Here is a 24,377-nt window from a genome sequence, read left to right on the forward strand (position 1 = left end):
CATGGGCTGGAAGGAGTCTGCGCGGCCGTTTTCATGTGAAACAGGTATGGATACTTGTTTCAGTGATTCGATCTAGAAATCATTGAAACCCAGCTCGCCCTGGGCCTGTTCCGGCTTCGGCCGTGCCGGGCGCTGGCGGGCCGGGGGCGCGGGCGCCTTGCGTGGCGCGCTGTTTTCCGCTTCCGGCTCCGGCGGCGGCAGGGCCAGGCGGCAGCTGCGCACCGTCCACCAGCGCGGCAGCAACTGGCGCACTTCGCTGCGGCCGAAGCGGTCGTCGATCAGCCAGACCACGCCTTCGTCCTGCTGGGTGCGGATCACCCGGCCGGCCGCCTGCACCACCTTCTGCAGGCCGGGGTAGAGGTAGGTGTAGTCGTAGCCGTCGCCGAACTGGTTATGCATGCGCTGGCGGATTTCCTCGTTCACCGTGTTCACCTGGGGCAGCCCCAGGGTGGCGACGAAGGCGCCGATCAGGCGGTCGCCGGGCAGGTCGATGCCTTCGCCGAAGGCGCCGCCGAGCACCGCGAAGCCGATGCCGCGGCCGCCGTTGCGGAACTGTTCGAGAAAGCCCTCGCGCTCGCTCTCGTCCATGTTGCGCGCCTGCACCCAGACCGGCACGCCCGGCTCGTCGCGGACGAAGCGTTCGCGCACCTGCTCCAGGTAGGCGTAGCTGCTGAAGAAGGCCAGGTAGTTGCCCGGCCGTTCGCGGTACTGGCGCGCCATCAGCTCGCAGATCGGCCGCACCGACTGGGCGCGGTGCTGGTAGCGGGTGGATAGGTTGCGCACCACCTGCACTTCCAGCTGCTCGGCGCGGAACGGCGATTCCACGTCGATCCAGGCGGTGTCCTCGGGCAGGCCCAGCAGGTCGCGGTAGTAGTGCGCCGGCGTCAGGGTGGCGGAGAACAGCGTGCAGCTGTGCGCTTCCTCGAAGCGCGGGGCGAGGAAGGGCGCGGGGATGACGTTGCGCAGGCACAGGGTGGAATAGACCCGGCCGCTTTCGGTCTGGCGGCGGGTGATGTCGAACAGCGAGTGCTCGCCGAAGGCCTCGGCCAGGCGGCAGAAGGCCATGGCGTCGAGGTAGAAGCTCAGCAGCTCCAGGCTGTTGCCGTCGGGCTGTTCGCTGAGGTGGTCGGTGATGGCGGTCACCGCCTTCTGCAGCGCGAGGATGAATAGCTCCGGGGCCAGCGGGTAGACCTGGTATTCCAGCTCCTGGTCGCGGTGCAGCTGGTTCCAGTGGCGGCCGACGCGTTCCAGCGCGCCCTTGAGCTTGGCCGGGGCGATGCGGCGCAGGTCCTGGAAGTCGGCCTGGTCCAGCTCGCCGGTGTACATCTTGCGCCCGCGCTCCACCAGGTTGTGGGCCTCGTCCACCAGCAGCGCCACCTTCCATTCGTTGAGCGCGGTGAGGGCGTAGAGCAGGGCGCTCATGTCGAAGTAGTAGTTGTAGTCGCACACCACCACGTCGGCCCAGCGGCTCAGTTCCTGGCTCAGGTAGTAGGGGCAGATGGCGTGCTCGCGGGCCACCTCGCGGACCCGCGCCTGGTCCAGCCAGGCGCCGTCGAGGGCGGCCAGGCGCGCGGCCGGCAGGCGGTCGTAGAAGCCCTTGGCCAGCGGGCAGGAGTCGCCGTGGCAGGCCTTGTCCGGGTGTTCGCAGGCCTTGTCGCGGGCCACGTGCTCCAGCACCCGCAGCGGCAGCTCGGGCTCGTCCTGGCGCAGGCTGGCCAGGGCTTCCAGGGCCAGGCGCCGGCCGGGGGTCTTGGCGCTGAGGAAGAACAACCGGTCCAGGCCCTGGCCGGGCATGGCCTTGAGCTGCGGGAACAGGGTGCCGAGGGTCTTGCCGATGCCGGTGGTGGCCTGGGCCATCAGGTGGCGGCCATCGCGGGCGGCGCGGTACACCGCCTCGGCGAGCTGGCGCTGGCCGTGGCGGAACTGCGGCCAGGGGAAGCGCAGGCTTTCCAGGGCGCCATCGCGGGCCGCGCGGTGGGCCATCTCGCGTTCGGCCCAGACCACGAAGCGCTGGCAGTGCTCCTCGAAGAAGGCGTGCAGTTCGTCGGCGCTGAAGCTTTCCTGGAACACCGTTTCCTTCTGCGTCATGACGTTGAAGTAGACGACCGCCAGGTCGATCTGCTCCAGGTCCTGCAGGGCGCAGAGCAGCCAGCCGTAGACCTTGGCCTGGGCCCAGTGCAGCTGGCGGTGGTTGTCGGGGATGCGCGAGATGTCGCCGCGGTGCGTCTTGATCTCTTCCAGGCAGTTGCGCGCCGGGTCGTAGCCGTCGGCGCGGCCGCGCACCAGCAGGTTGCGGTAGGCGCCGGCCAGCGGCAGCTCGGCGAGGTAGCCGGGGTCGCGGCGGCCGACCACGGTGGCGTGCCCGGCCATGCCTTCCTGGGCGCTGGGCGAAGGGGTGAAGCGCAGGTCGAGGTCGCCGACCTTGGCGGTGAATTCGCAGAGGGCGCGCACCGCGACCTGGTAGTTCATGCGGCCGGCTCCCCGGCCCAGGTCACGTAGCAGACCTCCACCGGCATGCCGTGCTCGGCGCAGAAGGCCAGCCAGCGCTTCTGGTTATCCTGCAGGCGGTCGCCGGGGCCCTTCACCTCGATCATCCGGTAGCCGCGCTCGGCGGGGTAGAACTGGATCAGGTCGGGCATGCCGGCGCGGTTGGCCTGCAGGTCTTCCAGCAGGCGGCCGAACCAGGCTTTCAGGTGCGCCGCCGGCAGGCAGGCCAGGGCCTGTTCCAGCAGGCTTTCGTCCAGCAGCTCCCAGAACACGAAGGGCGATTGCAGGCCCTGCTTCTCGCGGTGGATGCGGCGCATTTCGTCGGCGTAGGCGCCGCTGTCCAGCAGCGCCAGGCGGGCTTCGAACAGCTCGGCGCGGCGGGCGCGGAACCGGCTGTCGTAGAGGTCCGCGGGGCCGGCGTGGAAGGGGTGGAAGAAGGCGCCGGGCAGCGGGGTGAAGATCACTTCCCAGCAGAGCAGGCCGAACAGGCCGAGGACCAGGGTGTTCTCCACGTAGTGCACCGGCGCTTCGGGGCGGGCCAGGTGCAGCTGCACGCACTGCTCGACGCTCAGGCCGGGCTGCGGCTCCAGCTCCAGGTCGATGCGTGGCGGCGGCGCGGCCTTGGCCTTAGCCGGCTGGGCGTGGCCGAGCTGGCGGCGCAGGCGCACCAGGGCGCGCTCGATCAGCTGCGCCTCGGCGGCGTCCTGGGGTTGGGCCGCGGCTTGCAGGGCCAGGTCGTAGGCTGCGGCATGGCGTTCCAGGCGCTCCAGCACGCGCACCTGGCGCTGGCGGGCGGCGACGTGTTCGCTGGCGGCATAGACCTGCAAGGCGCCCTCCCAGTCGGCCTCGCGCTCCAGTTGCTGGCCGATGTGGAACAGCACGCGCCCGCGACGGCGCTGCAGCTGGGCGGTGCCGCAGTCGACGCTGGCGATCAGCGGCAGCAGTTCCTGGGCGGCGGCGCCCAGGTCGAAGGCTTCGCGGCAGCGTTGCAGGAACAGGTGCGCGTCTATCTCCTCGCGGCTGGCGAAGCCGCGGGATTCGCGGGTCAGCGGGACGGTTTCGTAGCGCAGGATGCCCAGGTCGGTGAGGACGAATTCGGTCCAGTCCTGGTACAGGTTGCCGAAGAACATCAGGCGCAGGCGCTCCACCTGGGGCGCGATGGCCAGGCTGTAGACCGCCTCGTCCAGTTGCGGGCACCAGGCAGCGAAGGTGCGCGGTGCGGGTTCGGCCTCGGCCAGTTCGGCCAGTAGCTCCGGCTTGCGCAACTGGCGGCTGGACAGCTGGGCGCCGAAGCAATCGAGGATCTCGTCCTTGCGCAGCAGGCCGAAGAGTTCCTCCAGGCCCAGCGCGGCGGCGCCATCCAGCCAGCCGGCCTCCAGCAGCGGCGCGGCGGCCCGGCGCGGGCAGCCGATCTCGGCGTAGTCCAGCTTGCTGGCGCGAAAGTGCGGGCCCTTGCGCATGATCAGCCGCACCAGCAGGGCGCGGGCCTCCAGCGGCATGGCCTGAAAGTCGCGGAGGAAGGCGCGCTCGGCGGTGTCGAAGAGGTCGTCGTAGCGTTCTTCCAGCCAGGCGAGGGCGCGGTGGAAGTTGGCCAGGTAGTAGAAGCGCGGGTCGGTCTGGAAGGGCATGGGCGAGGGCAGGGGCTGTATCTTTATACAGATATCAGGTGGGGTGGGGATTGGCAATCGGTGGGGGATGGGCGGGGGGATTTGTTGGTGGGGGGGGGTGGGCTTTCGGGCTTCTGGGCTTCTGGGCTTTTCGTAGGAGCGAGCTTGCTCGCGAATGGTTTCTCCCTGTCGCTAAATCGCCTGGGGTTGAGTCCGTTCCCTCTCCCTAACCCTCTCCCTGAAGGGAGAGGGGACCGTTCGGCGTGCGTTGGTGTTTCGGCGTTAGCCGGCTAGTGCGGAGACTGCCGGTTGAAGCCAGGCCTTCTCTCGGCACGGACGGCTCCCTCTCCCTTCAGGGAGAGGGCTGGGGAGAGGGTTGCGGACTTCGGCCCTGCTCCGGAGCCAGGCTTGGCACCGTTGTTCGCGAGCAAGCTCGCTCCTACAGTTTCAACGCCGGCCTTAAGGTTTCCCGCCCCCCGGTCGCCCTGCATTTCAAATCCCCCGCACGACGAGGTCGGGTATGCGCCAGCACAACCGTATCGTATTCCGCTCCATGTTTCGCATCCGCGTGCTCGACGCCGGCGGCGAGCTGCTCGGCTATGTCGCCGACCTTTCCGAAAGCGGCCTGAAGATCCGCTGCGACGTGCTGCTGGCGCCGGACAGCCAGTTGGAGCTGCGCCTGCGCATGCGCGACCGCGAGGAGCGCATGCGCGAGGCGCAGGTGAAGGTGCGCTGCGTGTGGTCGGGGGAGAACGCCCAGACCGGCCAGTACGAGGCCGGCCTTGCGCTGGAACAGCCTTCGGTTTCCTTCAACGAGCTGATGACCGAGCTGCGCGCCGGGCGCCGCAGCGCCACGCCCAACTGATCAGCCGAGGGTGCCGAGGACGTTCACCGCCACCCGCTCGGGTATCTCGTTCTGCGACAGCACGTGCAGCCCCGGGCTGAAGACCCTTGCATAACGCGCCAGCAGCGGGCGCAGCTGCGGCATCACGGTGAGGATCGGCGGGTGGCCTTCCTTGCGCAGTTTCTCCTTCACCACCGGCATGGTGTTCTGCAGCTGGTTGAGCAGGTTGGGCTCCACCGGGATGTTGTCCAGGCTCACCGGGCCGGCCTGCTGGGCGATGGCCAGGGCGCTGAGCAGGGTGTTCTCCAGGTTGTTGTCGAGGATGAACACCGACAGCTCGCCGCGCTCCCCGGCGATGCCCGAGACGATGCTGCGGCGCAGCGCGTAGCGCACGTCGGAAGCCAGCAGCACTGGGTCCTTGGTGGTCTCGGCGGCTTCCACCAGGGTGGTGGCGATGCTCACCAGGTCGCGCAGCGGCACCTGTTCCTGCAGCAACTGGCGGTACACCCGGTGCTGCAGGCTGAAGCTCAGCTGCGCGCGTAGGTGCTCGGCGAGCTTCGGCGCCTGGGCCGCCAGGCGCTGCATCAGGTGCTCGACGTCGTCGTGCTTGAAGATGTCCGGCAGGTGCTCGCGGATCACCTTGTTCAGGTGAGTGGCGATGACGCTGGCGCAGTCGATCACCTGGTAGCCGAGGTTGAGCGCGCGCGGCTTGTCCTCCGGGCGGATCCACACCACCGGCATCAGGTAGGCCGGGTCGTGGCCGAGAATGCCGTCGACCTCGCCGTAGGTTTCCGCCGAGGGAATGGCCATCAGGCGGTCGGCGTGCAGCTCGGCGCCGTCGATGCGCTCGCCGCTGATGTGGATGGCGTACTGCGAGGCCTTCAGCCGCAGGCTGTCGCGGATGTGGATTTCCGGCAGCAGGAAGCCCAGGCTCTCCGACAGCGTCTGGCGCACCCCGCGCACGCGCTGCACCAGGGGGGCGCCGCCGGCTTCGTTGACCAGCCCGACCAGCTTGTAGCCCAGGGAGATGGACAGCCGCTCCACCAGCGGGATGTCTTCCCAGCCCAGCTGCTGGGCGCGTTCCTGGTCCATGGCCTTGCCGATGGCCTCGACCTGCTCCAGGCTCTGCGCCTCGCCCGGCGGCTCGGCCAGGGACACGCGCCAGGCGACGAAGGCGATCAGCGCGGCGAAGCTGAGGAACGCCAGGTGCGGCATGCCGGGGACTATCGCCAGCACCGTAACGATGCCCGCCACCGTGTACAGCAGCGAGGGCGAGGCGAGCATCTGCCGGCGCACCAGCGCGGTGATCTCCGCCGACTCGTTGACCCGCGTGATGATGATCGCTGCCGCGGTGGACAGCAGCAGCGCCGGGATCTGCGCCGCCAGGCCGTCGCCGATGGTCAGCAGGGCGTACTGGCGGAAGGCGTCGGCGCCGGCCATGGCGTAGACGAATACGCCGATGGCCACGCCGCCGAACAGGTTGATCAGCAGGATCAGGATGCCGGCGATGGCGTCGCCGCGGACGAACTTGCTGGCGCCGTCCATGGCCCCGTAGAAGTCGGCCTCCTTGGACACCTCGGCGCGGCGCTTCTTGGCCTCGGCCTGGTCGATCAGGCCGGCGTTGAGGTCGGCGTCGATGGACATCTGCTTGCCCGGCAGGGCGTCCAGGGTGAAGCGCGCGGTGACCTCGGAGATGCGCTCGCCGCCCTTGGTGATGACCATGAAGTTGATGATGGTGAGGATCACGAAGACGATCAGGCCGACGATGAAGTTGCCGCCGATGACCACGTGGCCGAAGGCCTCGATCACCTTGCCGGCGGCCGCCGAGCCGGTGTGCCCGTCGAGCAGCACCACCCGCGAGGAGGCCACGTTCAGCGACAGCCGTAGCAGGGTGGTGACCAGCACCACCGTGGGCAGCAGCGAGAAGTCCAGCGGGCTGCGCGAGGACACGCTGACCATCAGCACCAGCAGGGCGATGCCGATGTTGAAGGTGAAGAGCACGTCCAGCAGCAGCGGCGGCAGCGGCAGGATGATCATCGCGAGGATGGAGAGGATGACCAGCGGGATGCCGATCCGCCCGCTGCGCAGTGTCGGCAGGAGCTGCTCGAGGAAGTTCATGGTTGGCCTCTGCTTGCCAGGCTGTCGGGGATGGGGAGGTTCTTGGCCAGTTCCGGCTTGCGCAGCCGGCGCCCCTGGCGGTAGGCGCGCAGCTGCAGGATGTAGGTGAGGACGTGGGCCACGGCGGTGTACAGCCCGGCCGGAATCTGCTGGTTGACCTGGGTGCTGAAGTAGATGGCGCGGGTCAGCGGCGGCACCTCCAGCACTTCAAGATTGTGCCTGGCGGCCATCTGGCGGATGTACAGGGCCATGTCGTCCATGCCGCGGGCCAGCACGTAGGGCGCCTGGGCCTTGTGCGGGTCGTACTTGAGGGCCACGGCGAAGTGCGTCGGGTTGGTCAGCACCACGTCGGCCCTGGGCAGCACACGGTTGATCTGGCGCTGCAGCAACTGGCGCTGCACCTGGCGGATGCGCGCCTTCACTTCCGGGCGGCCTTCCTGGGTCTTGTGCTCCTCGCGGCGCTCCTGCTTGGTCATGCGCATGCGCTTGCGGAACAGGAAGCGCTGCAGCGGGATGTCCAGCAGGGCGAAGAACACGAACACCGCCAGCAGGCCGATCAGGGTGTCGAACAGCAGGCCCAGGGCGCCGCCGATGGCGCTGCGGATGTCGCTGCGCTGCAGGGCGATGAGCTGCGGCAGGGCGTCCAGCAGCAGGTACCAGGCCACGCCCAGCAGCACCGCCATCTTCAGCAGCGACTTGAGCAGCTCGGTGAGGTTCTGCAGCGAGAACATCCGCGCAAGACCCGTGATGGGGTTGAGCTTGCTGGCCTTGAACGCCAGGTTGGCCGAGGCGAATATCCAGCCGCCGGGGACCATGCCGAAGGCCACCACCAGCAGCGGGGTGAGCAGCAGCGGCAGCAGCAGCTGGACCATCAGCCAGATGTGCTGGCCGAGGATCAGCGCCAGGTCGTCCAGGCCCACCTCGCTGCGGTTCAGGTCCAGGTAGGCGAAGCGGAAGCTGTCGGCCAGGCCGTCGAAGAAGCGCCCGACGCAGGCCTTGAGCACCAGCAGGGTGCAGAGCAGCGCCACGGTGCCGGCCAGGTCCTTGGAGCGCGGCACCTGGCCCTTCTGCCGGCTCTGGCGCAGCTTGTGCTCGCTGGCCTCTTCGGTCTTTTCCTGGGAGCCGCCCTGTTCAGCCATGGCCGGTGCCTCGCAGCAGCTGGCCGAGGTTGTCCAGCAGCGCGCGGGTCAGCTGCAGGTAGGTGTCGGGCAGGTCCGGCAGGGTCAGGCGGATGCACGCAAGGCCGGTGAGGATGGCCATGGGGAAGCCCAGGGAGAACAGGTTCATCGCCGCCGAGATGCGGTTGAGCAGGCCGAAGCAGAACTGTACGAGGAACATGCAGAAGGCCAGCGGCAGGCTGATCAGGGTGGCCGCGGAGAACACCCAGGCCAGGGCGTAGGCCAGGGTGGCGAAGCCGGCGTAGGCCAGGCCGCCGCCCACCGGCCAGTAGTGGAAGCTCTGGTAGAGCACGCTGACCACCAGCAGGTGGCCGTCGCTGGCGAGGAACAGCAGGGCCAGCAGCAGGAAGTACAACTGGCCGACCACCGAGGACGAGGACACGCCGTTCACCGGGTCGTTGTAGCGCGCCATGGCCATGCCCATCTGCGTGGAGACCACCTCGCCGACCAGGCTGAAGATCACGAACACCAGTTGCAGCGCAAGGCCCAGTACGGCGCCCACGGCGATCTGCTCCAGCGCCGCCAGCAGGCCTTCGGCCGACAGCGCTTCGATGGCCGGCGGGCGGGGCAGGGCACCGGCCAGCGCGAGGGTCAGGCCGATGGCCAGGAGGATGCGCACCTGGCGCGGCAGCGAGCGGTGGTTGAGCAGCGGTGCCATGGCGAGCATGGCCATGATCCGGCAGAACGGCCACCAGTAGCGCTGCAGTTCCTGCAGGTACTGGCTGGCCTGCAGCAGCGACTCGTTGGCGTGCATGGCTAGCCGACCAGGTGCCCGGCCTGCTTGAAGGTCTCGATGAACAGGTCGCTGAGGGTGCGCAGTATCCAGTGCCCGGCGAACACCAGCATGCCCAGGGTGATCAGCAGCCGCGGGAGGAAGCTGAGCATCTGCTCGTTGATCTGCGTGGCGGCCTGGAAGATGCTCACCAGCAGGCCGCCGAGCAGGCTCGGCAGGACCAGCACGCAGACCACGATGGCGGTGATGTGCACGGCGTTGGCGATGATCTCGACGGCGTATTCCGGGGTGAGCATGGCGGTCTCAGAACGGCTGGATGCTGGAGGTGAGGGTGCCCATCAGCAGCGCCCAGCCGTCGACCAGGACGAACACCATGAGCTTGAACGGCAGCGAGATCATCATCGGCGAGAGCATCATCATGCCCATGGCCATGAGCACGCTGGCCACCACCAGGTCGATGACCAGGAAGGGCACGAAGATCATGAAGCCGAGCTGGAAGGCGGTCTTCAGCTCGCTGAGCACGTAGGCCGGCAGCAGCAGGGAGAAGTCCAGGTCGGCCTTGTCCGCCGGCATCTTCTCGCCGGCCAGGGCCAGCAGGGTGTCCAGCGAGGTCTTGCCGGTCTGCGCGAGCATGAAGCGGCTGAGGCTGGCCTTGGCCTTGCCCAGGCCTTGCTCCAGGGTGATGGCGTCGCGCTGGAAGGGCTCGTAGGCCTCGGTGTAGACCTCCTTCCACACCGGGCGCATGACCAGCAGTGTCATGCACAGGGCGATGCCCACCAGCACATTGTTCGGCGGGCTCTGCTGCAGGCCCATGGCCTGGCGCAGGATGGCCAGCACGATGATGAAGCGGGTGAAGCTGGTCATCATCAGCAGCATGGCCGGCAGCAGCCCGAGCAGCGTCATCACCACCAGGATCTGCAGCTTCACGCTCAGCTCCTGGCCGTGGCCGGTGTCGTTCAGGCTCAGCAGGGAAATCTCGCCGCCGGCGGCCAGCACCACGCCGGGCAGCATGCCGGCCAGCGCCAGGCCCAGGGCCAGCCAGTGCCGCGCGCGCTTCATCGGGCCAGGTCGTCCAGGCCGGCGCCGCACAGTTCCAGCACGCGCAGGCCGTAGTTGCCGTTCATCACCACCACCTCGGCCTTGGCGAACAGCGCGCCGTTGACTTTCAGGTCCAGCGGCTCGCCGGCCAGCTTGTCGAGGACGATGACGCTGGAGGCGTCGACTTCCATCAGCTCCTTCAGGGAAATCTCGGTGGAGGCCACCTCCAGGGTGAGGTTCACCGGAATCTTGCCGAAGAAGCTCAGGTCCTGGCGCGGCGCGGCCAGCGCCTCGGGGCCGGCCGCCGGCGCCTCGTCCAGGGCCAGGCCGGCGTCGTTGAGGAGGTTGTCCAGTTCGCTGTCGGTGACTTGGCTCATGGGCTTTTCACGCTCTCGAGGGAGGTCAGGAAGAGGCCGCCGTCTTCTTCGAAGAGGGTGCCGCGGAAGAGTTTCTGCTGGTTCACCTGCACCTCGCAGCGCTCCAGCAGGCGCACCGGCAGGATGTCCCCGGGGCGCAGCTCCAGGGCCTGGGCCAGCGGCATCTGCAGCGCGGCGATGACGCAGTCCAGGCGCACCGGCAGGTGCAATAGATGCTGCGCCGGGCTGCCGCCCAGGCGCGCCGGCGGCGGGCCGGCCAGGCGGGTGGTGAGCGCGTCGGCCAGCTCGGCGTCCAGGTAGATGAACAGCGAGGCCTGGCTGCCGGTGATGTGGCTGAGGAAGTGGAACTCGGCCACGTACTCCCAGCTCGCCAGCTCGTAGTCGTTGTCGTGGGGCGTCAGCTCGCCGAAGGTGTCGCCCAGCAGCAGCGAGCGGGCGAACAGCTGGGTCACGTCCACCCCCAGGCGCTTGCGCATGCGCTGCTCGGAGGTGCTGATCGGCGGGGTATCGTGGCTGGGCAGCGAGGTGCCGCCGTAGTAGCACTCCAGGGCTTCGGTCAGCAGCGGGCGGTCGATGGCGAAACCGACCTTGCCGGAAGGGCAGCGGAAGATGCATTCGGCCGGCCGCGGAGTACTTTCCTGGACCTCGACTTTCTGCAGTTCCAGGTTGATGCGGTAACTACGCAGGAAATAATCGCTGATGATGCGCGGATGCTTGTGGGCGATCTCGCGAATATATTGCGGAACCTTGTGGTAATGCCGGCCCAACTTGTGCGGCTGCAGGCGCACGAGTCTTTCCGAGGGCACGCCGTGGTGGACTTTGGATTGGCCAGTCATGGGTTGGGTCGACTTCCGGAAGTGGGGCTGCGCAGGGGTTCGCCGGGGCGCGGCCTGAGGCGGCGCGGGGCGAACCCTGGGTGCTCGCCGCGGGCATCGGTTCGACGCGCGGCAGAGCCTGCGATTGGGGCGGAAGTCTAGGCAGGCGGGCCCTGGCGGTTAAATCAATAGATATCAAATGACGTTTTTGATCGTCATTCGCGGACGCCTGAGCGGATTTGACGAAAACTGACTCGTCGGTCGCGGTGTGCGCTGGTTAACGTTGCGCCTGTGACGAGGTTCTGTTGGAAAAGTTCCCTCGCACAGTTGAAGGGCGACAGGAAAAAGTCATTCCTTAAGGCCCCTTCGTAATTAAAGGGAAGGTGTTCGGTCATTCCTTCCTATAGAGGCCGGAAGTTCATTCGGCCACTGCCCGCCAGCAAATGAAAGTTCATCGCCGCCGTGGGCTGGATGGAATAACCGAGTGCCGTCCCGAGGGCGGCCCAGACGCAGGAAAGTTGCAGTGAAACAGTTCAGTCAATTGGCCAGTTGCAATGAAGAAGCCAGCCTGGCGGAGCAACAGGTGGTGATCGTCGGCGGCGCCGGCGAGATCGGCCTGGACCTGCTCAATGACGGCCTGGCGCGCCTGGGCCGGAACGTGCTGCGGGTGAAGAACGCGGCCGGGCTGGACGCCGTCGACCTGGCGGCCTGCGGCCCGGTCTTCGTCTTCGCCGAGCGCCGCCCGCAGCGCAGCTTCCCGCAGATCAGCGAACTGCTGCAGCGCGTGCCGCAGCTGAGCCTGGTGCCGGTGGTGGAATACGCCGACCAGGAAATGGCCGCCCAGCTGCTGGAAATGGGCTGCATCGACTACCTGCTGGCGCCCTTCAGCGAAAGCCAGCTGGCCGCGCTGCTGCACCGCCAGGAACAGGCGGCGGTGGCCGGCGAGGGCTTCGTCTCGCAGTCGCGCGCCGGGCGTCGCCTGCTGGCCCTGGCCCAGCGCGTGGCGCAGACCCGCGCGCCGATCCTGATCACTGGCGAGACCGGCACCGGCAAGGAGCTGATGGCGCGCTACATCCACCGCTTCTCCGCCGAGCCGCAGGCGCCCTTCGTGGCGGTGAACTGCGCGGCGATTCCCGAGCAGATGCTCGAATCCATCCTCTTCGGCCACGAGCGCGGCGCCTTCACCGGCGCGGTCAGCGCCCAGCCGGGCAAGTTCGAGCAGGCTAACGGCGGCACCCTGCTGCTGGACGAGATCGGCGAACTGCCCCTGGGCCTGCAGGCCAAGCTGCTGCGCGTGCTGCAGGAGCAGCGCGTGGAGCGCCTGGGCGGGCAGCGCGAAATCCGCCTGAACGTGCGCGTCATCGCCGCCACCAACCGCGACCTGCAGGAAGAAGTCAGCGCCGGACGCTTCCGCGCCGACCTGATGTTCCGCCTCGACGTGCTGCCGCTGCACATCAGCCCGCTGCGCGAGCGCAAGGACGACATCCTGCCCCTGGCGCAGCGCTTCATCCAGCAGTACGCACCCCAGGAACGCCACGCCGAGCTGCTCACCGAAGCGGCGCGGCAGGCCCTGCTGGCCCACGACTGGCCGGGCAACGTGCGCGAGCTGGAGAACGTCATCCAGCGCGCCCTGGTGCTGCGCGCCGGGCTGTTCATCCAGCCGCGCGACCTGGGGCTCGCGCCGCCGGCCGAGCAGCTGGCCAGCGTGGCCGCGGCGGCGCCGCTGCCGGGCGAGGGCGGCAAGGCGGCCCTGCGCGCCAGCGGCAAGTGGGCCGAGTACCAGCACGTGATCGACACCATCCGCCGCTTCGGCGGGCACAAGACCAAGGCCGCGGAAAGCCTCGGCATGACGCCTCGGGCCCTGCGCTACCGCCTCAACGCCATGCGCGAGCAGGGCGTGAACCTGTCCTTCTGAAACGAGAGTCGCGATGAACCCCATCGAGCAGGCCCGCAGCGAGATGCTCGGGCAGATGCAGCAATTGCGCGCGCTGTCGGCGGCGCCCATCCGCCCGGCCAGCGAGGCCCCCGGCGCCGAGCCGGGCTTCGGCAACGCCTTCGAGGACGCCCTGCGCGCCGTCGACGCCCAGCAGCACCAGGCCAGCGAAGCCATGGCCGCAGTGGACGCCGGGCGCAGCGACGACCTCGCCGGCGCCATGGTCCAGAGCCAGCAGGCCAGCGTGTCCTTCAGCGCCTTGCTGCAGGTGCGCAACAAGCTCGCCACCGCCTTCGACCAAGTCATGAACATGCCGCTGTGACGGCGCACAAGGGCTGAACCGTGCTGCAGAAGATCAAAGACCGCCTGCCCCTGGACAAGCTGCGTCTGGACCCGCGCCTGAGCCTGCTGGGCCTGGCCGGCGGCGCCGCGCTGCTGGCCCTGGGCAGCACCTGGTACCTGTGGCGCGACCAGGGCGCCTTCCACCCGCTGTACGGCGCCGGCGAAGCCTACCCGGCGGCCGAGGTGATGCAGGTGCTGGACGCCGACAGCATCGCCTACCGCCTGCACCCGCAGAGCGGCCAGGTGCTGGTGCGCGACGACCAGCTGGCGCGGGCGCGCATGTTGCTGGCGGCCAAGGGCGTGAAGGTCGCGGTGCCGGCCGGCTACGAACTGTTCGACAAGGACGAGCCGCTGGGCACCAGCCAGTTCGTCCAGGACGTGCGCCTGAAGCGCAGTCTGGAAGGCGAGCTGGCGCGCACCGTGATGGCCATGGAAGGGGTGCAGCAGGCCCGCGTGCACCTGGCCATCGACCAGCAGAGTTCCTTCGTGGTCAGCCAGCGCGAGCCGGCCAAGGCCTCGGTGATGCTGCAGCTGGCCCCGGGCTTCCGGCCCAAGCCGGAGCAGGTGGCGGCAGTGGTCAACCTGGTGGCCAACAGCGTGCCGCAGCTGCAGCCGGAGAACGTCAGCGTGGTCGACCAGCACGGCGTGCTGCTCTCCCGCGGGCTCGCCGCCTGGGGCGGGGCGCAGCAGAACGGCCAGCTGGTGGACGACTTCCAGCAGAAGGCGGTGGCCAACGTCGAGCAGGTGCTGGCGCCCATCGTCGGGCCGGGCAACTACCGCGTCAGCGTGGCCGCCGACATCGACTTCAGCCAGAAGGAAGAGACCCTGCAGAGCTACGGCGACACGCCGCGCCTGCGCCGCGAGACCCTGCGCGACGACAGCACCCTGGACGAACTGGCCCTGGGCGTGCCCGGCTCGCTGAGCAACCGCGCGCCGGTCAAGCCGCCGGAGCCGCAGCAGGGCCAGGGCAACGCCCAGGCCGGCGCCGCGCCAGCCAATAACACCCAGGACAAGGCGGCCACCTCGCAGCGCAAGGAGTCCAACCGCCAGCTCGACTACGACCAGAACATCACCCACGTCAAGCACGCGCCCTTCAACCTGCGCCAGCAGAGCGTGGCGGTGATGATCAACGCCGCCGCGGCCCCCGAGGGCGGCTGGAGCGAGGAAACCCGCAAGCAGCTGGAGCAGGCGGTGAAGAATGCCGTGGGCTTCAACGCCGCGCGCGGCGACAGCCTGTCGCTCTCGGTGCTGCCCTTCGTCGCCGCCGCGCCGCTGGACGAGCCTGTGCGCTGGTGGGACGACGCCCAGCTGCAGGGCTGGGTGCGCCTGGGCGTGTTCGGCCTGGTCAGCCTGTTGTTGCTGCTGCTGGTGGTGCGCCCCGCGGTGCGCAGCCTGACCCAGCGCAAGCCGGCGCCGGCCGCGGGCGAGGAGGGCCTGGGCACGCTGCTGGGCAACGAGCATGGCGAACGCCTGCTGGCGCGGGTCGGCGACGCGCCGCGCGCCCTGGGCGTGTTCAGCGAACTCAACCCGCTCTCGGAAATCCGCCTGCCGGCGCCGGGCTCGGGCCTGGAACACCAGATCGAGCACCTGCAGATGCTCGCCAAGAACGATCCCGAGCGGGTCTCCGAAGTGATCAAGCAATGGATAGGGCGCAATGAGCGAGACCTCAACCCCGTCGGCTGACGAAGCGCGCGTGCCGGTGCGCCGGCGCGCCATGAGCTCCATGGAGCAGGCGGCGATCCTCATGCTGAGCATGGGCGACGAGACCTCGGCCGGGGTGCTGCGGCACTTCTCCCGCGAGGAGATCATCAGCATCAGCCAGGCCATGGCGCGGCTGAACAACGTCAAGCTGCCCATGGTGTCGGACGTGATCGGCCGCTTCTTCGAGGACTACAAGGAGCAGAGCAGCATCAAGGGCGCCTCCCGCGGCTACCTCGCCGGCATGCTCGGCAAGGCCCTGGGCAGCGACATCACCCGCAGCCTGCTGGACAGCATCTACGGCGAGGAAATCCGCGCCCGCATGGCCCGCCTGGAATGGCTGGACCCCAAGCAGTTCGCCGCCCTCATCGCCAACGAGCATGCGCAGATGCAGGCGGTGTTCCTCGCCTTCCTGCCGCCGTCCATGGCCAGCCAGGTGCTCGAATGCCTGCCGGCCGAGCGCCAGGACGAGCTGCTGTACCGCATCGCCAACCTCAGCGAGGTCAGCGGCGAGGTCATCGCCGAGCTGGAACAACTGATCGACCGCAGCCTGGCGGTGCTCTCCACCCAGGGCTCGCAGGTGCGCGGCATCAAGCAGGCGGCGGACATCATGAACCGCTTCAAGGGCGACCGGAACCATATGTTCGAGCTGCTGCGCAGCCACGACTCCGGCCTGGTGGAGCGCATCGAGGAAGAGATGTACGACTTCTTCATCCTCTCCCGGCAAAGCCAGGACACCCTGCAGGCGCTGCTCGAAGCCATTCCCCTGGAAGAGTGGGTGGTGGCGCTCAAGGGGGCGGAGCCGGCGCTGGTCAAGGCCATCCAGGGAGCCATGCCCAAGCGCCAGGCGCAGCAGATGGACGCCATCAAGCGCCGCCAGGGCCCGGTACCGCTGAGCCGCGTCGAGCAGGTGCGCCGCGACATCATGGCGATGGTCCGCGAGCTGGCCGCCGAAGGCGAGATCCAGCTGCAGCTGTTCCGCGAACAGACGGTGGAGTGAGGCGCCCATGACGGTCAAGGTGATCCGCGGCGGCGCCCGCGACTGGCGGCCGTACCGCTTCCCGCCGCGTTGCAGCGGGGCGTTGCAGGAGCAATGGCAGGGCGGCGACCCGGCCGAGCTGCAGAAGGCGGTGGCCGACGGCTACCAGCAGGGCAGCGACAAGGGCTACCGCGAAGGCCTGGAGCAGGGCCGCGAGGCCGGCCATGAAGAGGGCTTGCGCCTGGGCCGCCAGGAAGGCCTGCGCCAGGGGCGCGAGGAAGGCCGCGAGGAGGGCCGCCGCGTCTTCGAGACCGCCGCCCAGCCGCTGGACCGGCTGTGCGAGGAATTTCGCCGCTTCGCCGAGGCCTTCGAGGCGCAGCGCCGCGAACAACTGCTGGAACTGGTGCAGAAGGTGGCGCGGCAGGTCATCCGCTGCGAGCTGACGCTGCACCCCACGCAACTGCTGAGCCTGGCCGACGAGGCCCTGGCGGCCATGCCGGAACAGCCGGACAGCGTGCAGCTGCTGCTCAACCCCGAGGAATGCGCGCGCATCCGCGAGCTGGCGCCGGAACGCGCCGCCGCCTGGCGCCTGGTCCCCGACGAGCGCCTGGCCCTGGGCGAATGCCGCCTGCTCACCGCCGAGGAAGAAACCGACATCGGTTGCCAGCAACGCCTGGACAGCTGCATGCAGGTGCTCGGCGAACACCTGCTGGGCGACGACTGACGATGGCCCTGGGCGAAAGCTTCAGCCTCGACGTCGACCAGGCCCTGCGCTCGCTGGACTCGGTGCAGTTGGCCAAGGTCAGCGGGCGCCTGGTGCGCGTCTCCGGGCTGCTGCTGGAAAGCCTCGGCTGCCGCCGCGCCACCGGCCAGCGCTGCCTGGTGGAACAGGCCGACGGCAGCCTGCTGGACGCCCAGGTGGTCGGCTTCAACCGCGACACCACCTACCTGATGCCGTTCAAGAAGCCGGTGGGCCTGGCCGCCGGCTCGCGGGTGTTCCCGGCCGAGGAACAGGCCGCGCTACGCATCGACGAATCCTGGCTGGGGCGGGTGGTCAACGGCCTCGGCGAACCCCTGGACGAACGCGGCCGCCTGGGCGGGCGCGACGCGCTCTCGGCGCAGCTGCCGTCGGTCAACCCGCTCAAGCGCCGCCCAGTGACCGAGGCGCTGGACGTCGGCGTGCGCGCCATCAACGCCCTGCTGACCCTTGGCAAGGGCCAGCGCGTCGGCCTGTTCGCCGGCAGCGGGGTGGGCAAGAGCGTGCTGCTGGGCATGATCACCCGGCAGACCAAGGCCGAAGTGGTGGTGGTCGGCTTGATCGGCGAGCGCGGCCGCGAGGTGCAGGAGTTCATCCAGCACTCCCTCGGCGAGGAAGGCCGGCGCAAGGCCGTGGTGGTGGTGGCGCCGGCCAACGAGTCGCCGCTGATGCGCCTGAAGGCCACCGAGCTGTGCCACAGCATCGCCGCCTACTTCCGCGACCAGGGCCGCGACGTGCTGCTGCTGGTGGATTCGCTGACGCGCTACGCCATGGCCCAGCGCGAGATCGCCCTGGCCCTGGGCGAGCCGCCGGCCACCAAGGGCTACCCGCCGTCGGTGTTCGGCATGCTCCCGGAACTGGTGGAAAGCGCCGGCAACGGCGTGGCCGGCAGCGGCAGCCTGAGCGCGCTGTACACGGTGCTGGCCGAGGGCGACGACCAGCAGGACCCGATCGCCGACAGCGCCCGTGCCATCCTCGACGGCCACATCGTGCTGTCGCGCCGACTGGCCGACGTCGGCCACTACCCGGCGATCGACATCGGCGCCTCGGTGAGCCGCTGCATGGCCCAGGTCGGCGAGCCGGCGCACCTGCGCGCGGCGCGGCAGTTCAAGGAGCTGCACGGCAGCTACGAGAAAATCCGCGAACTCATCCCCCTGGGCGGCTACACCGCCGGCCTGGACGCCCGCACCGACCGCGCCGTGCAACTGGCCCCGGCGCTGGAGCGCTTCCTGCGCCAGGAAGTCAACGAAGGCGCCGACCTGGCCGCCAGCCTCGAACACCTGCAACAGGCCCTGCGGCTATGAAGGAACAGATCGACACCCTGCGCCGCCTGGCCAGCGTGCGGAGCAACCGCGTGCGCGAGATGCTCGGCCGGGTGAACTACCAGCGCGGCCTGTGCCAGCGCTACCGCAACAACATCACCGGCCTGACGCGCCTGTGCGGCTTCGTGGTGCCCACCAGCACCGAGCTGCAGCGCGGCAACCAGCAGCAGTACAAGGCCACGCTGTTCCGCATGCTGGCCCTGCAGAAGCGCGAGCTGGAAGTGGCCGAGCAGACGCTGGAGCGCATCCAGGGCGAGCTGCTGCAGGCCATGCGCGGCGAGAAGGTGCTGGAGCAGGTCATCGAATCGCGCCTGGAGCAATGGCAGACACAACTGGCGCGCCAGGAGCAGAAAATCCAGGACGGCCTGGCGGCGCAGAGCTGGTGGCGGAGCCAGGGCGCATGAGGCAGCATTTAAGTTCTTCGCCGAGCCGGTCGCCTGTCGGTCGGTAGAACCCCTTTTTTCTGGACGCGAACATGGAAATCACCCGGCAACTCAAGCCCGTCATCGGCGCCCCCGTGCAGAGCGCCGCCCCCCAGCGCAGCCAGCGCGAGGAAGCCGCGCGCCCCGCCGCCCAGGCGCCGGCCGGCAGCGGCGCGCTGCCGCTGGAGCAGGTCCAGGAAGCCCTGGGCGCGCTGCCGGAAGTGGACCTGGACAAGGTCGCCGCGATCCGCGACGCCCTGGCCCGCGGCGAAGTCTCCCTCGACCCCGAGGCGCTGTCGCGCAGCATGCTCGACTTCCACGGCGGCGGTGCATGAGCGAAAGACGCGCCCGCCTGCTGCAACTGATCGAGGCCGACATCCGCCTCGACCGCGCGGACTACCTGTACCTGCGCAGCGCGCTGCTGGACCTGCACGACCAGTTGCTGGCCCGCGACAGCGAGGCCATCGCCCGCAGCAACGCCCGCATCGGCGAACTGGTGGAAGCCGTGCGCCAACGCGCCGAACGCCGCGCCAGGGTGCTCCAGGCCTTCGGCCTGGACATCGGCCGCGCCGGCATGCAGCGCCTGCTCGAACACTTCCCTGGCGCCGGCCGCCAACCCCTGCAGCGCGACTGGCAGGCATTGGCTGAGCAGGTGGAGGAATGCCGCCTGCTCAACGAACGCAACGGCCGCCTGCTGGCGATGCACAACGAGATCATCGGCCAGCTGCTGGCGGGGCAGGGCGGGCATGGGGTGTACTCGCCGGAGTATTGAGGTTTTCCTTTCGCGGCGCCTTCGGGCGCCGTTTTTTTGCCTGGCGAAGGGCCTAAGAGCCCCCTCTCCCGCAAGCGGGAGAGGGGGCTGTCCTGAGCGGTTTGTAGGTCTGGCACCATCCTTTCACCTCGTCATTCCCGCGAACGCGGGACGCGGCTCCATCGCGAACAGCGCTTGCGCTGGCCCGAAGGGGAATAACCCAGTGACTGCAAGGTTCGCGAGCAAACTGCAGTCACAGGATCACGCCGAACCTGCAGCGCGCAGAGGACAGCTCCCTCTCCCTTCAGGGAGAGGGTTGGGGAGAGGGGCGGAATATCCACCGCGCACCTGAGTAACCGGTTCGCACTTTTCGAAAAACCTTCCCCCACTTAACCCACCCGACCCAACGGTCGCCTTGAAAGCAAAGCACCTCCCGCACCGCCAGGCGGAAACGACATTTCCGGCCCGGCTTCCGGTTCCTTCGGGCGGAAGCGTCCTTTCACCTCGTCCTTGCCCGCAATGCCCGGAATACGGGCCTTCCAGGCGTTGGCACCGATATTGCTCCCAGGCTCGCAAAGGGGTACCCGACCATGGCAACCATAGATTCCGATTACGTCCAGCAGATGGCGACCCAGCTGGCCCAGTACGACATCCAGGCGTCGCAGACGCGGCTGAACCGCAACAAGACCAGCTACAACAGCGAGCTGTCCGCGGTCACCCAGCTGAAGTCGGCGCTGAGCACCTTTTCCTCGGCGGTCAGTGGGCTCAAGAGCAGTTCCAGCAGCACCAGCAACATGCTGGTCAACAGCGCCACCTTCAGCGCCGAGGGCTATGCCACCGCCAGTGTCGGTTCCACCGCGGTTTCCGGCAGCTACCAGTTCTTCGTCAAGCAGCTGGCGGCCAAGGACCAGGTGGCCCTGCAGGGCCTGAGCGACGGCGACCTGGGCAGCGGCGAGCTGACCATCGGCCAGGGCAGCGACAGCTTCAGGATCGACATGAGCGGCATCACCAGCCTCAGCGCCCTGGCTTCGGCCATCAACGGCGCTTCCGACAACACCGGGGTCAAGGCCACCCTGGTGCGTAGCGACGGCGCGGTGAACCTGGTGCTGACCAGCGACGAGAGCGGCGAGGACCAGGCCATCACTCTGTCCAGCAGCAATGCCGCGATGCAGGGCTCCATCGATGCCCGCAAGCAGCTTTCCAGCGCCCAGGACGCCATCGTCTACCTGGGCGGGCAGGGCGGCATCGAGCTGCGCAACGCCAGCAACACCTTCGACAAGGCCATCGACGGCGTGAGCCTGACCTTCACCAAGGTCAGCGACCCGGCCGAGGCGCCGCTGAGCCTCGACATCGGCCGCGACAAGGACGCCACCAGCAAGAAGCTGCAGGGCTTCCTGGATGCCTACAACACCCTGATGAGCAGCATCGGCACGCTGACCGCAAGCGGCAGCGGCAGCACAACCCGCGGCGCGCTGGCCGGAGACTCGGCGGTGCAGGCGATCAAGTCGGCGGTCAACGGCCTGATCCGCACCAGCTTCGGCGGCGTCAACCTGATCGGCTACGGCGTCAGCGCCGACAGCAGCGGCAAGCTGACCCTCGACAGCAGCAAGCTGGAGAAGGCCCTGGCGCAGAACGCCGACGGCTTCGAGCAGCTGTTCAGCGACAAGGGCAACCTGATCGACAGCCTGAGCAGCGCGCTCAAGACCTACACCAGCTCCACCAGCGGCCTGCTGACCTCGCGGGTGAACAGCCTGAACGACAAGCTGGCCGACATCGACGACCAGTTCGACGACCTGCAGACGCGCTACAACAACTCGTACGCGCGCTACCTCAAGCAGTACACCAACCTCATGCAAGTCATGAATTCCATGGACCAGACCTCCAGCATGTTCACATGACCTATTCGATGAACGAAGGCTACGACAGCTACCGCACCACGGACCTGGAGGCGCGCGCCGCCGCGGCATCGCCCTACGAGCTGGTGCTGGTGCTGTTCGACGGCCTGCTCGACGAACTGGCCCGCGCCCGCGGGCATATCGAGGCCAAGCGCTTCCAGCACAAGGGCCGCTCCCTGGACAAGTGCATGAACATCCTCAACGGCCTGTCCAGCGCCCTCGACTACGAGGCCGGCGGGCAGGTGGTGCAGGACCTGGCGCGGCTCTACGACTACTGCATCTACCGCCTCTCGGACGTCAGCGTGAACCTGTCGCTGGAGGGCCTGGACGAGGTGGCCGGCCTGCTCGGCACCCTGCGCGAAGGCTGGGCCGGTGTCCATGCCGCCCGTGGCTGACCCGCGCGTGCACGCGCTGCGCAGCCTCCACGCGCGCCTGGGCGAGGTGCTGGCGCGCGGCGAGTGGGCGAACCTGGGCGAGGTGGACGGCGCCATCCGCGCGCTGCTCGAACGCCTGGCCGCCGGCCCCGCGCTGGACGCCGCCGGCATGGAGGCCAAGCGCCGTTTGCAGCAGTTGCACGAGCAGGCGCGGCGCGCCTGCGCGCAGGAGGTGGAGCGCCTGCGCCAGTTGCTGGCGAGCCACCTGGAGTACGCCGAAGGGCGCTCCGCCTACATGCAGATAGATCGCCTGCTGGCCGGGAGATGACAGTGTTGCAGCTGAACAGCCGCCTGGCCGCGGACGCCGCGCCGGGCAAGGACGCGCCCTTGCCGGCCGTGCCCGCCATGGGTGCCGGGCAGATGGCCGAAGGTGTTGCCGCCAGGGGCTCGGAGGCGGCGGGCGAGGTGCTGCCGGCCTTCGCCGCGCAACTGGCCAAGGGCGCGGAAGCGGCCGAGGCGCCGCCGGAAACGCCATCGAGCCCTGCCGACCCGGCCGCATCGCAGGATGCGCAGCCGCAGCCCGACCCGAGCCTGGGCGCCTTGCCGGGCGCCGAGCAATGGCTGGCCAGCATGCTCGGCCAGCGCGAGGTGACGCTGCAGGCCCGCGATGCCGGCCAGGCCGGCGATGTCGCGAGCGCCCCGCTATCCCGTGGCTTGCCCGCCAACCTGCCGCTGCCGCAATTGCCCCAGGGCATGCTCGAGGCCGCGCCGACGCCGGCCCAGGGCCAGCCGCTGCCGAGCCTGGCCCTGCCGGCCAAGGCCGATGAAGCGCCGCTGGCGAAGACCGACACCGCCGGCGACGAACTGCTGCGCAGCCAGCTCGACAAGCTCGCCGGCCAGGCGCAGCCGAGCGCTGCGCCGGTGCAGGCGAACGCCCCGGCCGTGGCGAGCGATGCCCAGCCGCTGCCGGCCAGCCACGTGCCCGAGCGCCAGTTGAACCTGCAGGCGCCGGCCGAGCGCTGGGGCGAGCAGTTGCTCAATGCCCTGCGCGACAACGTCGAACTGCAATTGCGGCACAACCAGCAGAGCGCCGCCATCCGCCTGGACCCGCCGGAACTGGGGCGCCTGGAAATCTACCTGAGCCGGGACAACGCCGGCCTGACGGTGCAGATCCACGCCGCCCAGGGCGACGTCGCGCGCCTGCTGCAACAGGGCGCCGAACGCCTGCGCCAGGACATCGCCGGGGCCAGCCAGCAGCCGGTGGAGGTGCAGGTCTCCGACGGCCGCGCCGGCCAGCAGCAGGCGCAACAGCAACAGGCCCAGCAGGGACGCCCGGCGCCCTGGCTGGATGACGCGCCGCGCCGCGCGGCAGTTCTGGAACCCGAAGCGGCGCCAGACGAGGCACGCCGCCCGGGCGACGTGCTGGTCACCGTCTAGCGCCGGGCAATCAATGCAAACCGAGGATCGGGAAACCGTCATGACGATGCGCCGCATCATGTTGTTGTTCACTGTTCTGAATCTGCTGATCGCCGCCGGCGGCGTGGCCGGCACCTGGTACCTGGCGCGCCCGCTGCTGGCCGCCCAGGCCAAGGCCGGCGAGGCGGCCGGCGCCGGGCAGGACGCTGCGCAGGAGGAGGAAGCACCGGGCGAATACGAGTTCTTCCCGGTCAACAAGATCATCGTCAGCCTGCCGGGCAGCGATGGCCGCGAGCACTACTTCGTGCTCGACCTGGTGCTGCAGGCCGAGCTGGGCACCGAGCAGAAGAAGCTGCAGCAGATCGACCCCGTGGTGCGCAACTCGGCGGTGGCGCACCTGTCCGCGCTGACCTACGAGCAGCTGCGCGGCAAGAGCATCCCGGCGCTGCAGGGCGAGCTGGAGCAGGTGCTGCTGGCCGACTTCGCCACGCGCAAGGTGGCCGCGCCCTTCCAGCACGTGCTGGTCAGCAAGCTGATCGTGCAATAGGGGCCCGCCCATGAACGCCCACTGCGCCCTCGACTACCGCAACCCCGCCGAGGCGGGCCACCCGGCCTTCGCCCCGGGCGCCGAGCAGCAATGGCTGATGCGCTACCTGCCGCTGGTGCGGCGGGTGGTCAGCCAGCTGTCGCTGCAGGCCAACCAGGTGCTGGACCGCGAGGACATGGAGCAGATCGGCCTGATGGGCCTGCTGGAAAGCCTGCGCCGCTACGGCACGCCCGACGAGCAGTTCGCCGGCTTCGCCGTGCTGCGCATCCGCGGCGCCATCCTCGACGAGCTGCGCCGCCAGGACTGGCGTCCGCGCCAGGTGCGGCTGCAGGCGCACAAGGTGCGCGACGGCATCCGCGAGCTGGCCCGGCGCCTGGGACGGGTGCCCACGGACAAGGAAATCCTCGCCCACACCGGGCTCGACGAGCGCGCCTACCAGGACTACCTGCAGGCCGAGGCCTGCGAGGCTATCGAGAGCCTCGACGCGCTGCTCGGCGAAGGCCTGGAGAACCTGGTGGACGGCGAGTCGGCGCTGGAGGCGCGAGTGCTGCGCGAGCGCATGTTGGCCCAGGCCCTGGCTCAGCTCAACGAGCGCGAGCGCCTGGTGCTGACGCTGTACTACCAGCACGAGCTGAGCCTGAAGGAAATCGCCCTGGTGCTCGACGTGAGCGACGCCCGGGTCTGTCAACTGAGCAAGCAGGCGCTGAACAAGGCCTGCCGCTACCTGAGCGAGAGAAGCTGAAT

General features: G+C 69.0%; 25 protein-coding genes. 16 read left to right on the forward strand and 9 right to left on the reverse strand.

From position 1 onward, the window contains the following. Positions 1-72 precede the first annotated feature (72 nt). Positions 73-2,469, reverse strand: coding sequence for an ATP-dependent DNA helicase (locus tag QSJ95_RS10360; protein WP_285642160.1), 2,397 nt, complete (start codon positions 2,467-2,469; stop codon positions 73-75). Beyond that, the gene (locus tag QSJ95_RS10365) at positions 2,466-4,115 is read right to left on the reverse strand and encodes a VRR-NUC domain-containing protein (RefSeq protein WP_285642162.1); all 1,650 of its coding nucleotides are present in this window, start codon (positions 4,113-4,115) and stop codon (positions 2,466-2,468) included. Before QSJ95_RS10365 ends, QSJ95_RS10360 begins: the two co-directional genes overlap by 4 nt. A gap of 499 nt (positions 4,116-4,614) precedes the next feature. On the opposite strand from QSJ95_RS10365, the gene QSJ95_RS10370 reads away from it, so the two are divergent. Next, positions 4,615-4,959 carry a PilZ domain-containing protein gene (locus QSJ95_RS10370; RefSeq protein ID WP_009622801.1) on the forward strand — a complete coding sequence of 115 codons (345 nt, stop codon included), beginning with the start codon at positions 4,615-4,617 and terminating at the stop codon, positions 4,957-4,959. Here QSJ95_RS10370 and QSJ95_RS10375 read toward each other — a convergent pair whose 3' ends face one another. The 7 genes from QSJ95_RS10375 to QSJ95_RS10405 are packed head-to-tail and all read right to left on the reverse strand — an operon-like array spanning position 4,960 to position 11,218. Further along, positions 4,960-7,056 carry a flagellar biosynthesis protein FlhA gene (locus QSJ95_RS10375; protein WP_064582856.1) on the reverse strand — a complete coding sequence of 699 codons (2,097 nt, stop codon included), beginning with the start codon at positions 7,054-7,056 and terminating at the stop codon, positions 4,960-4,962. Further along, the gene (locus tag QSJ95_RS10380) at positions 7,053-8,195 is read right to left on the reverse strand and encodes an EscU/YscU/HrcU family type III secretion system export apparatus switch protein (RefSeq protein ID WP_285642165.1); all 1,143 of its coding nucleotides are present in this window, start codon (positions 8,193-8,195) and stop codon (positions 7,053-7,055) included. Before QSJ95_RS10380 ends, QSJ95_RS10375 begins: the two co-directional genes overlap by 4 nt. Further along, entirely contained in the window at positions 8,188-8,988 is an 801-nt protein-coding gene (gene fliR / locus QSJ95_RS10385; protein WP_285642167.1) for a flagellar biosynthetic protein FliR, read from the reverse strand. Before fliR ends, QSJ95_RS10380 begins: the two co-directional genes overlap by 8 nt. A 2-nt stretch (positions 8,989-8,990) precedes the next feature. After that, positions 8,991-9,263 (reverse strand): flagellar biosynthetic protein FliQ, encoded by a 273-nt coding sequence (locus QSJ95_RS10390; RefSeq protein WP_009622793.1) that lies wholly within the window; start codon positions 9,261-9,263, stop codon positions 8,991-8,993. 7 nt (positions 9,264-9,270) lie between these two features. Further along, positions 9,271-10,026 carry a flagellar type III secretion system pore protein FliP gene (fliP, locus tag QSJ95_RS10395; RefSeq protein WP_285642170.1) on the reverse strand — a complete coding sequence of 252 codons (756 nt, stop codon included), beginning with the start codon at positions 10,024-10,026 and terminating at the stop codon, positions 9,271-9,273. Then, on the reverse strand, positions 10,023-10,382 hold the full coding sequence (locus QSJ95_RS10400; RefSeq protein WP_043271854.1) for a flagellar motor switch protein FliN: 360 nt from the start codon (positions 10,380-10,382) through the stop codon (positions 10,023-10,025). Before QSJ95_RS10400 ends, fliP begins: the two co-directional genes overlap by 4 nt. Then, positions 10,379-11,218, reverse strand: a complete 840-nt coding sequence (locus QSJ95_RS10405) for a FliM/FliN family flagellar motor switch protein (RefSeq protein WP_285642173.1) — start codon at positions 11,216-11,218, stop codon at positions 10,379-10,381. Before QSJ95_RS10405 ends, QSJ95_RS10400 begins: the two co-directional genes overlap by 4 nt. Before the next feature lie 502 nt (positions 11,219-11,720). On the opposite strand from QSJ95_RS10405, the gene QSJ95_RS10410 reads away from it, so the two are divergent. The 15 genes from QSJ95_RS10410 (at position 11,721) to QSJ95_RS10480 (ending at position 24,375) form a co-directional block, all read left to right on the forward strand. Next, a complete protein-coding gene (locus QSJ95_RS10410; RefSeq protein ID WP_285642175.1) occupies positions 11,721-13,112 on the forward strand; it encodes a sigma-54 dependent transcriptional regulator in 1,392 nt (463 codons plus the stop codon). A gap of 13 nt (positions 13,113-13,125) precedes the next feature. Beyond that, positions 13,126-13,452 (forward strand): flagellar hook-basal body complex protein FliE, encoded by a 327-nt coding sequence (fliE, locus tag QSJ95_RS10415; protein WP_043313269.1) that lies wholly within the window; start codon positions 13,126-13,128, stop codon positions 13,450-13,452. Between the two features lie 20 nt (positions 13,453-13,472). Beyond that, positions 13,473-15,155: a flagellar basal-body MS-ring/collar protein FliF gene (gene fliF / locus QSJ95_RS10420; RefSeq protein ID WP_285642178.1), complete on the forward strand. Its 1,683-nt coding sequence runs from the start codon at positions 13,473-13,475 to the stop codon at positions 15,153-15,155. Beyond that, positions 15,127-16,170 (forward strand): FliG C-terminal domain-containing protein, encoded by a 1,044-nt coding sequence (locus QSJ95_RS10425; protein ID WP_285642180.1) that lies wholly within the window; start codon positions 15,127-15,129, stop codon positions 16,168-16,170. Before fliF ends, QSJ95_RS10425 begins: the two co-directional genes overlap by 29 nt. A gap of 7 nt (positions 16,171-16,177) precedes the next feature. Next, positions 16,178-16,873, forward strand: coding sequence for a flagellar assembly protein FliH (gene fliH / locus QSJ95_RS10430; protein ID WP_009622779.1), 696 nt, complete (start codon positions 16,178-16,180; stop codon positions 16,871-16,873). Between the two features lie 2 nt (positions 16,874-16,875). Beyond that, the gene (fliI, locus tag QSJ95_RS10435) at positions 16,876-18,210 is read left to right on the forward strand and encodes a flagellar protein export ATPase FliI (protein WP_285642184.1); all 1,335 of its coding nucleotides are present in this window, start codon (positions 16,876-16,878) and stop codon (positions 18,208-18,210) included. Then, a complete protein-coding gene (locus QSJ95_RS10440; RefSeq protein WP_009622775.1) occupies positions 18,207-18,632 on the forward strand; it encodes a flagellar FliJ family protein in 426 nt (141 codons plus the stop codon). Before fliI ends, QSJ95_RS10440 begins: the two co-directional genes overlap by 4 nt. Positions 18,633-18,703: 71 nt before the next feature. Next, positions 18,704-18,985 (forward strand): flagellar biosynthesis anti-sigma factor FlgM, encoded by a 282-nt coding sequence (flgM, locus tag QSJ95_RS10445; RefSeq protein WP_043271848.1) that lies wholly within the window; start codon positions 18,704-18,706, stop codon positions 18,983-18,985. Next, on the forward strand, positions 18,982-19,422 hold the full coding sequence (flgN, locus tag QSJ95_RS10450) for a flagellar protein FlgN (protein ID WP_285642188.1): 441 nt from the start codon (positions 18,982-18,984) through the stop codon (positions 19,420-19,422). The genes flgM and flgN overlap by 4 nt, the downstream gene beginning before the upstream one ends. 569 nt (positions 19,423-19,991) lie before the next feature. After that, a complete protein-coding gene (gene fliD / locus QSJ95_RS10455) occupies positions 19,992-21,299 on the forward strand; it encodes a flagellar filament capping protein FliD (protein WP_043313279.1) in 1,308 nt (435 codons plus the stop codon). Then, complete coding sequence (gene fliS / locus QSJ95_RS10460) at positions 21,296-21,691, forward strand: flagellar export chaperone FliS (RefSeq protein WP_009622771.1); 396 nt, start codon at positions 21,296-21,298, stop codon at positions 21,689-21,691. The genes fliD and fliS overlap by 4 nt, the downstream gene beginning before the upstream one ends. Beyond that, positions 21,675-21,998, forward strand: coding sequence for a hypothetical protein (locus QSJ95_RS10465; RefSeq protein WP_249920127.1), 324 nt, complete (start codon positions 21,675-21,677; stop codon positions 21,996-21,998). Before fliS ends, QSJ95_RS10465 begins: the two co-directional genes overlap by 17 nt. Before the next feature lie 2 nt (positions 21,999-22,000). Then, on the forward strand, positions 22,001-23,107 hold the full coding sequence (locus tag QSJ95_RS10470; protein ID WP_285642191.1) for a flagellar hook-length control protein FliK: 1,107 nt from the start codon (positions 22,001-22,003) through the stop codon (positions 23,105-23,107). A gap of 40 nt (positions 23,108-23,147) precedes the next feature. Further along, positions 23,148-23,633, forward strand: coding sequence for a flagellar basal body-associated FliL family protein (locus QSJ95_RS10475; RefSeq protein ID WP_009622764.1), 486 nt, complete (start codon positions 23,148-23,150; stop codon positions 23,631-23,633). Positions 23,634-23,643: 10 nt separating this feature from the next. Continuing rightward, positions 23,644-24,375 carry a FliA/WhiG family RNA polymerase sigma factor gene (locus tag QSJ95_RS10480; RefSeq protein WP_009622762.1) on the forward strand — a complete coding sequence of 244 codons (732 nt, stop codon included), beginning with the start codon at positions 23,644-23,646 and terminating at the stop codon, positions 24,373-24,375. Positions 24,376-24,377 lie beyond the last annotated feature (2 nt).

The sequence above is a fragment of the Pseudomonas sp. NBRC 100443 genome (assembly GCF_030268185.1).
GTDB classification, from domain to species: domain Bacteria; phylum Pseudomonadota; class Gammaproteobacteria; order Pseudomonadales; family Pseudomonadaceae; genus Pseudomonas; species Pseudomonas citronellolis.

Coding starts and splice junctions, on each gene's coding strand:
- flgN (WP_285642188.1), top strand. CDS start 18,982: ATGAGCGAAAGACGCGCCCGCCTGCTGCAACTGATCGAGGCCGACATC.
- QSJ95_RS10370 (WP_009622801.1), top strand. CDS start 4,615: ATGCGCCAGCACAACCGTATCGTATTCCGCTCCATGTTTCGCATCCGC.
- fliR (WP_285642167.1), bottom strand. CDS start 8,988: ATGCACGCCAACGAGTCGCTGCTGCAGGCCAGCCAGTACCTGCAGGAA.
- QSJ95_RS10405 (WP_285642173.1), bottom strand. CDS start 11,218: ATGACTGGCCAATCCAAAGTCCACCACGGCGTGCCCTCGGAAAGACTC.
- QSJ95_RS10365 (WP_285642162.1), bottom strand. CDS start 4,115: ATGCCCTTCCAGACCGACCCGCGCTTCTACTACCTGGCCAACTTCCAC.
- QSJ95_RS10360 (WP_285642160.1), bottom strand. CDS start 2,469: ATGAACTACCAGGTCGCGGTGCGCGCCCTCTGCGAATTCACCGCCAAG.
- fliE (WP_043313269.1), top strand. CDS start 13,126: ATGAACCCCATCGAGCAGGCCCGCAGCGAGATGCTCGGGCAGATGCAG.
- QSJ95_RS10400 (WP_043271854.1), bottom strand. CDS start 10,382: ATGAGCCAAGTCACCGACAGCGAACTGGACAACCTCCTCAACGACGCC.
- QSJ95_RS10390 (WP_009622793.1), bottom strand. CDS start 9,263: ATGCTCACCCCGGAATACGCCGTCGAGATCATCGCCAACGCCGTGCAC.
- fliD (WP_043313279.1), top strand. CDS start 19,992: ATGGCAACCATAGATTCCGATTACGTCCAGCAGATGGCGACCCAGCTG.
- QSJ95_RS10475 (WP_009622764.1), top strand. CDS start 23,148: ATGACGATGCGCCGCATCATGTTGTTGTTCACTGTTCTGAATCTGCTG.
- QSJ95_RS10380 (WP_285642165.1), bottom strand. CDS start 8,195: ATGGCTGAACAGGGCGGCTCCCAGGAAAAGACCGAAGAGGCCAGCGAG.
- flgM (WP_043271848.1), top strand. CDS start 18,704: ATGGAAATCACCCGGCAACTCAAGCCCGTCATCGGCGCCCCCGTGCAG.
- QSJ95_RS10480 (WP_009622762.1), top strand. CDS start 23,644: ATGAACGCCCACTGCGCCCTCGACTACCGCAACCCCGCCGAGGCGGGC.
- fliS (WP_009622771.1), top strand. CDS start 21,296: ATGACCTATTCGATGAACGAAGGCTACGACAGCTACCGCACCACGGAC.
- QSJ95_RS10425 (WP_285642180.1), top strand. CDS start 15,127: ATGAGCGAGACCTCAACCCCGTCGGCTGACGAAGCGCGCGTGCCGGTG.
- fliP (WP_285642170.1), bottom strand. CDS start 10,026: ATGAAGCGCGCGCGGCACTGGCTGGCCCTGGGCCTGGCGCTGGCCGGC.
- fliH (WP_009622779.1), top strand. CDS start 16,178: ATGACGGTCAAGGTGATCCGCGGCGGCGCCCGCGACTGGCGGCCGTAC.
- fliI (WP_285642184.1), top strand. CDS start 16,876: ATGGCCCTGGGCGAAAGCTTCAGCCTCGACGTCGACCAGGCCCTGCGC.
- QSJ95_RS10440 (WP_009622775.1), top strand. CDS start 18,207: ATGAAGGAACAGATCGACACCCTGCGCCGCCTGGCCAGCGTGCGGAGC.
- QSJ95_RS10375 (WP_064582856.1), bottom strand. CDS start 7,056: ATGAACTTCCTCGAGCAGCTCCTGCCGACACTGCGCAGCGGGCGGATC.
- QSJ95_RS10465 (WP_249920127.1), top strand. CDS start 21,675: ATGCCGCCCGTGGCTGACCCGCGCGTGCACGCGCTGCGCAGCCTCCAC.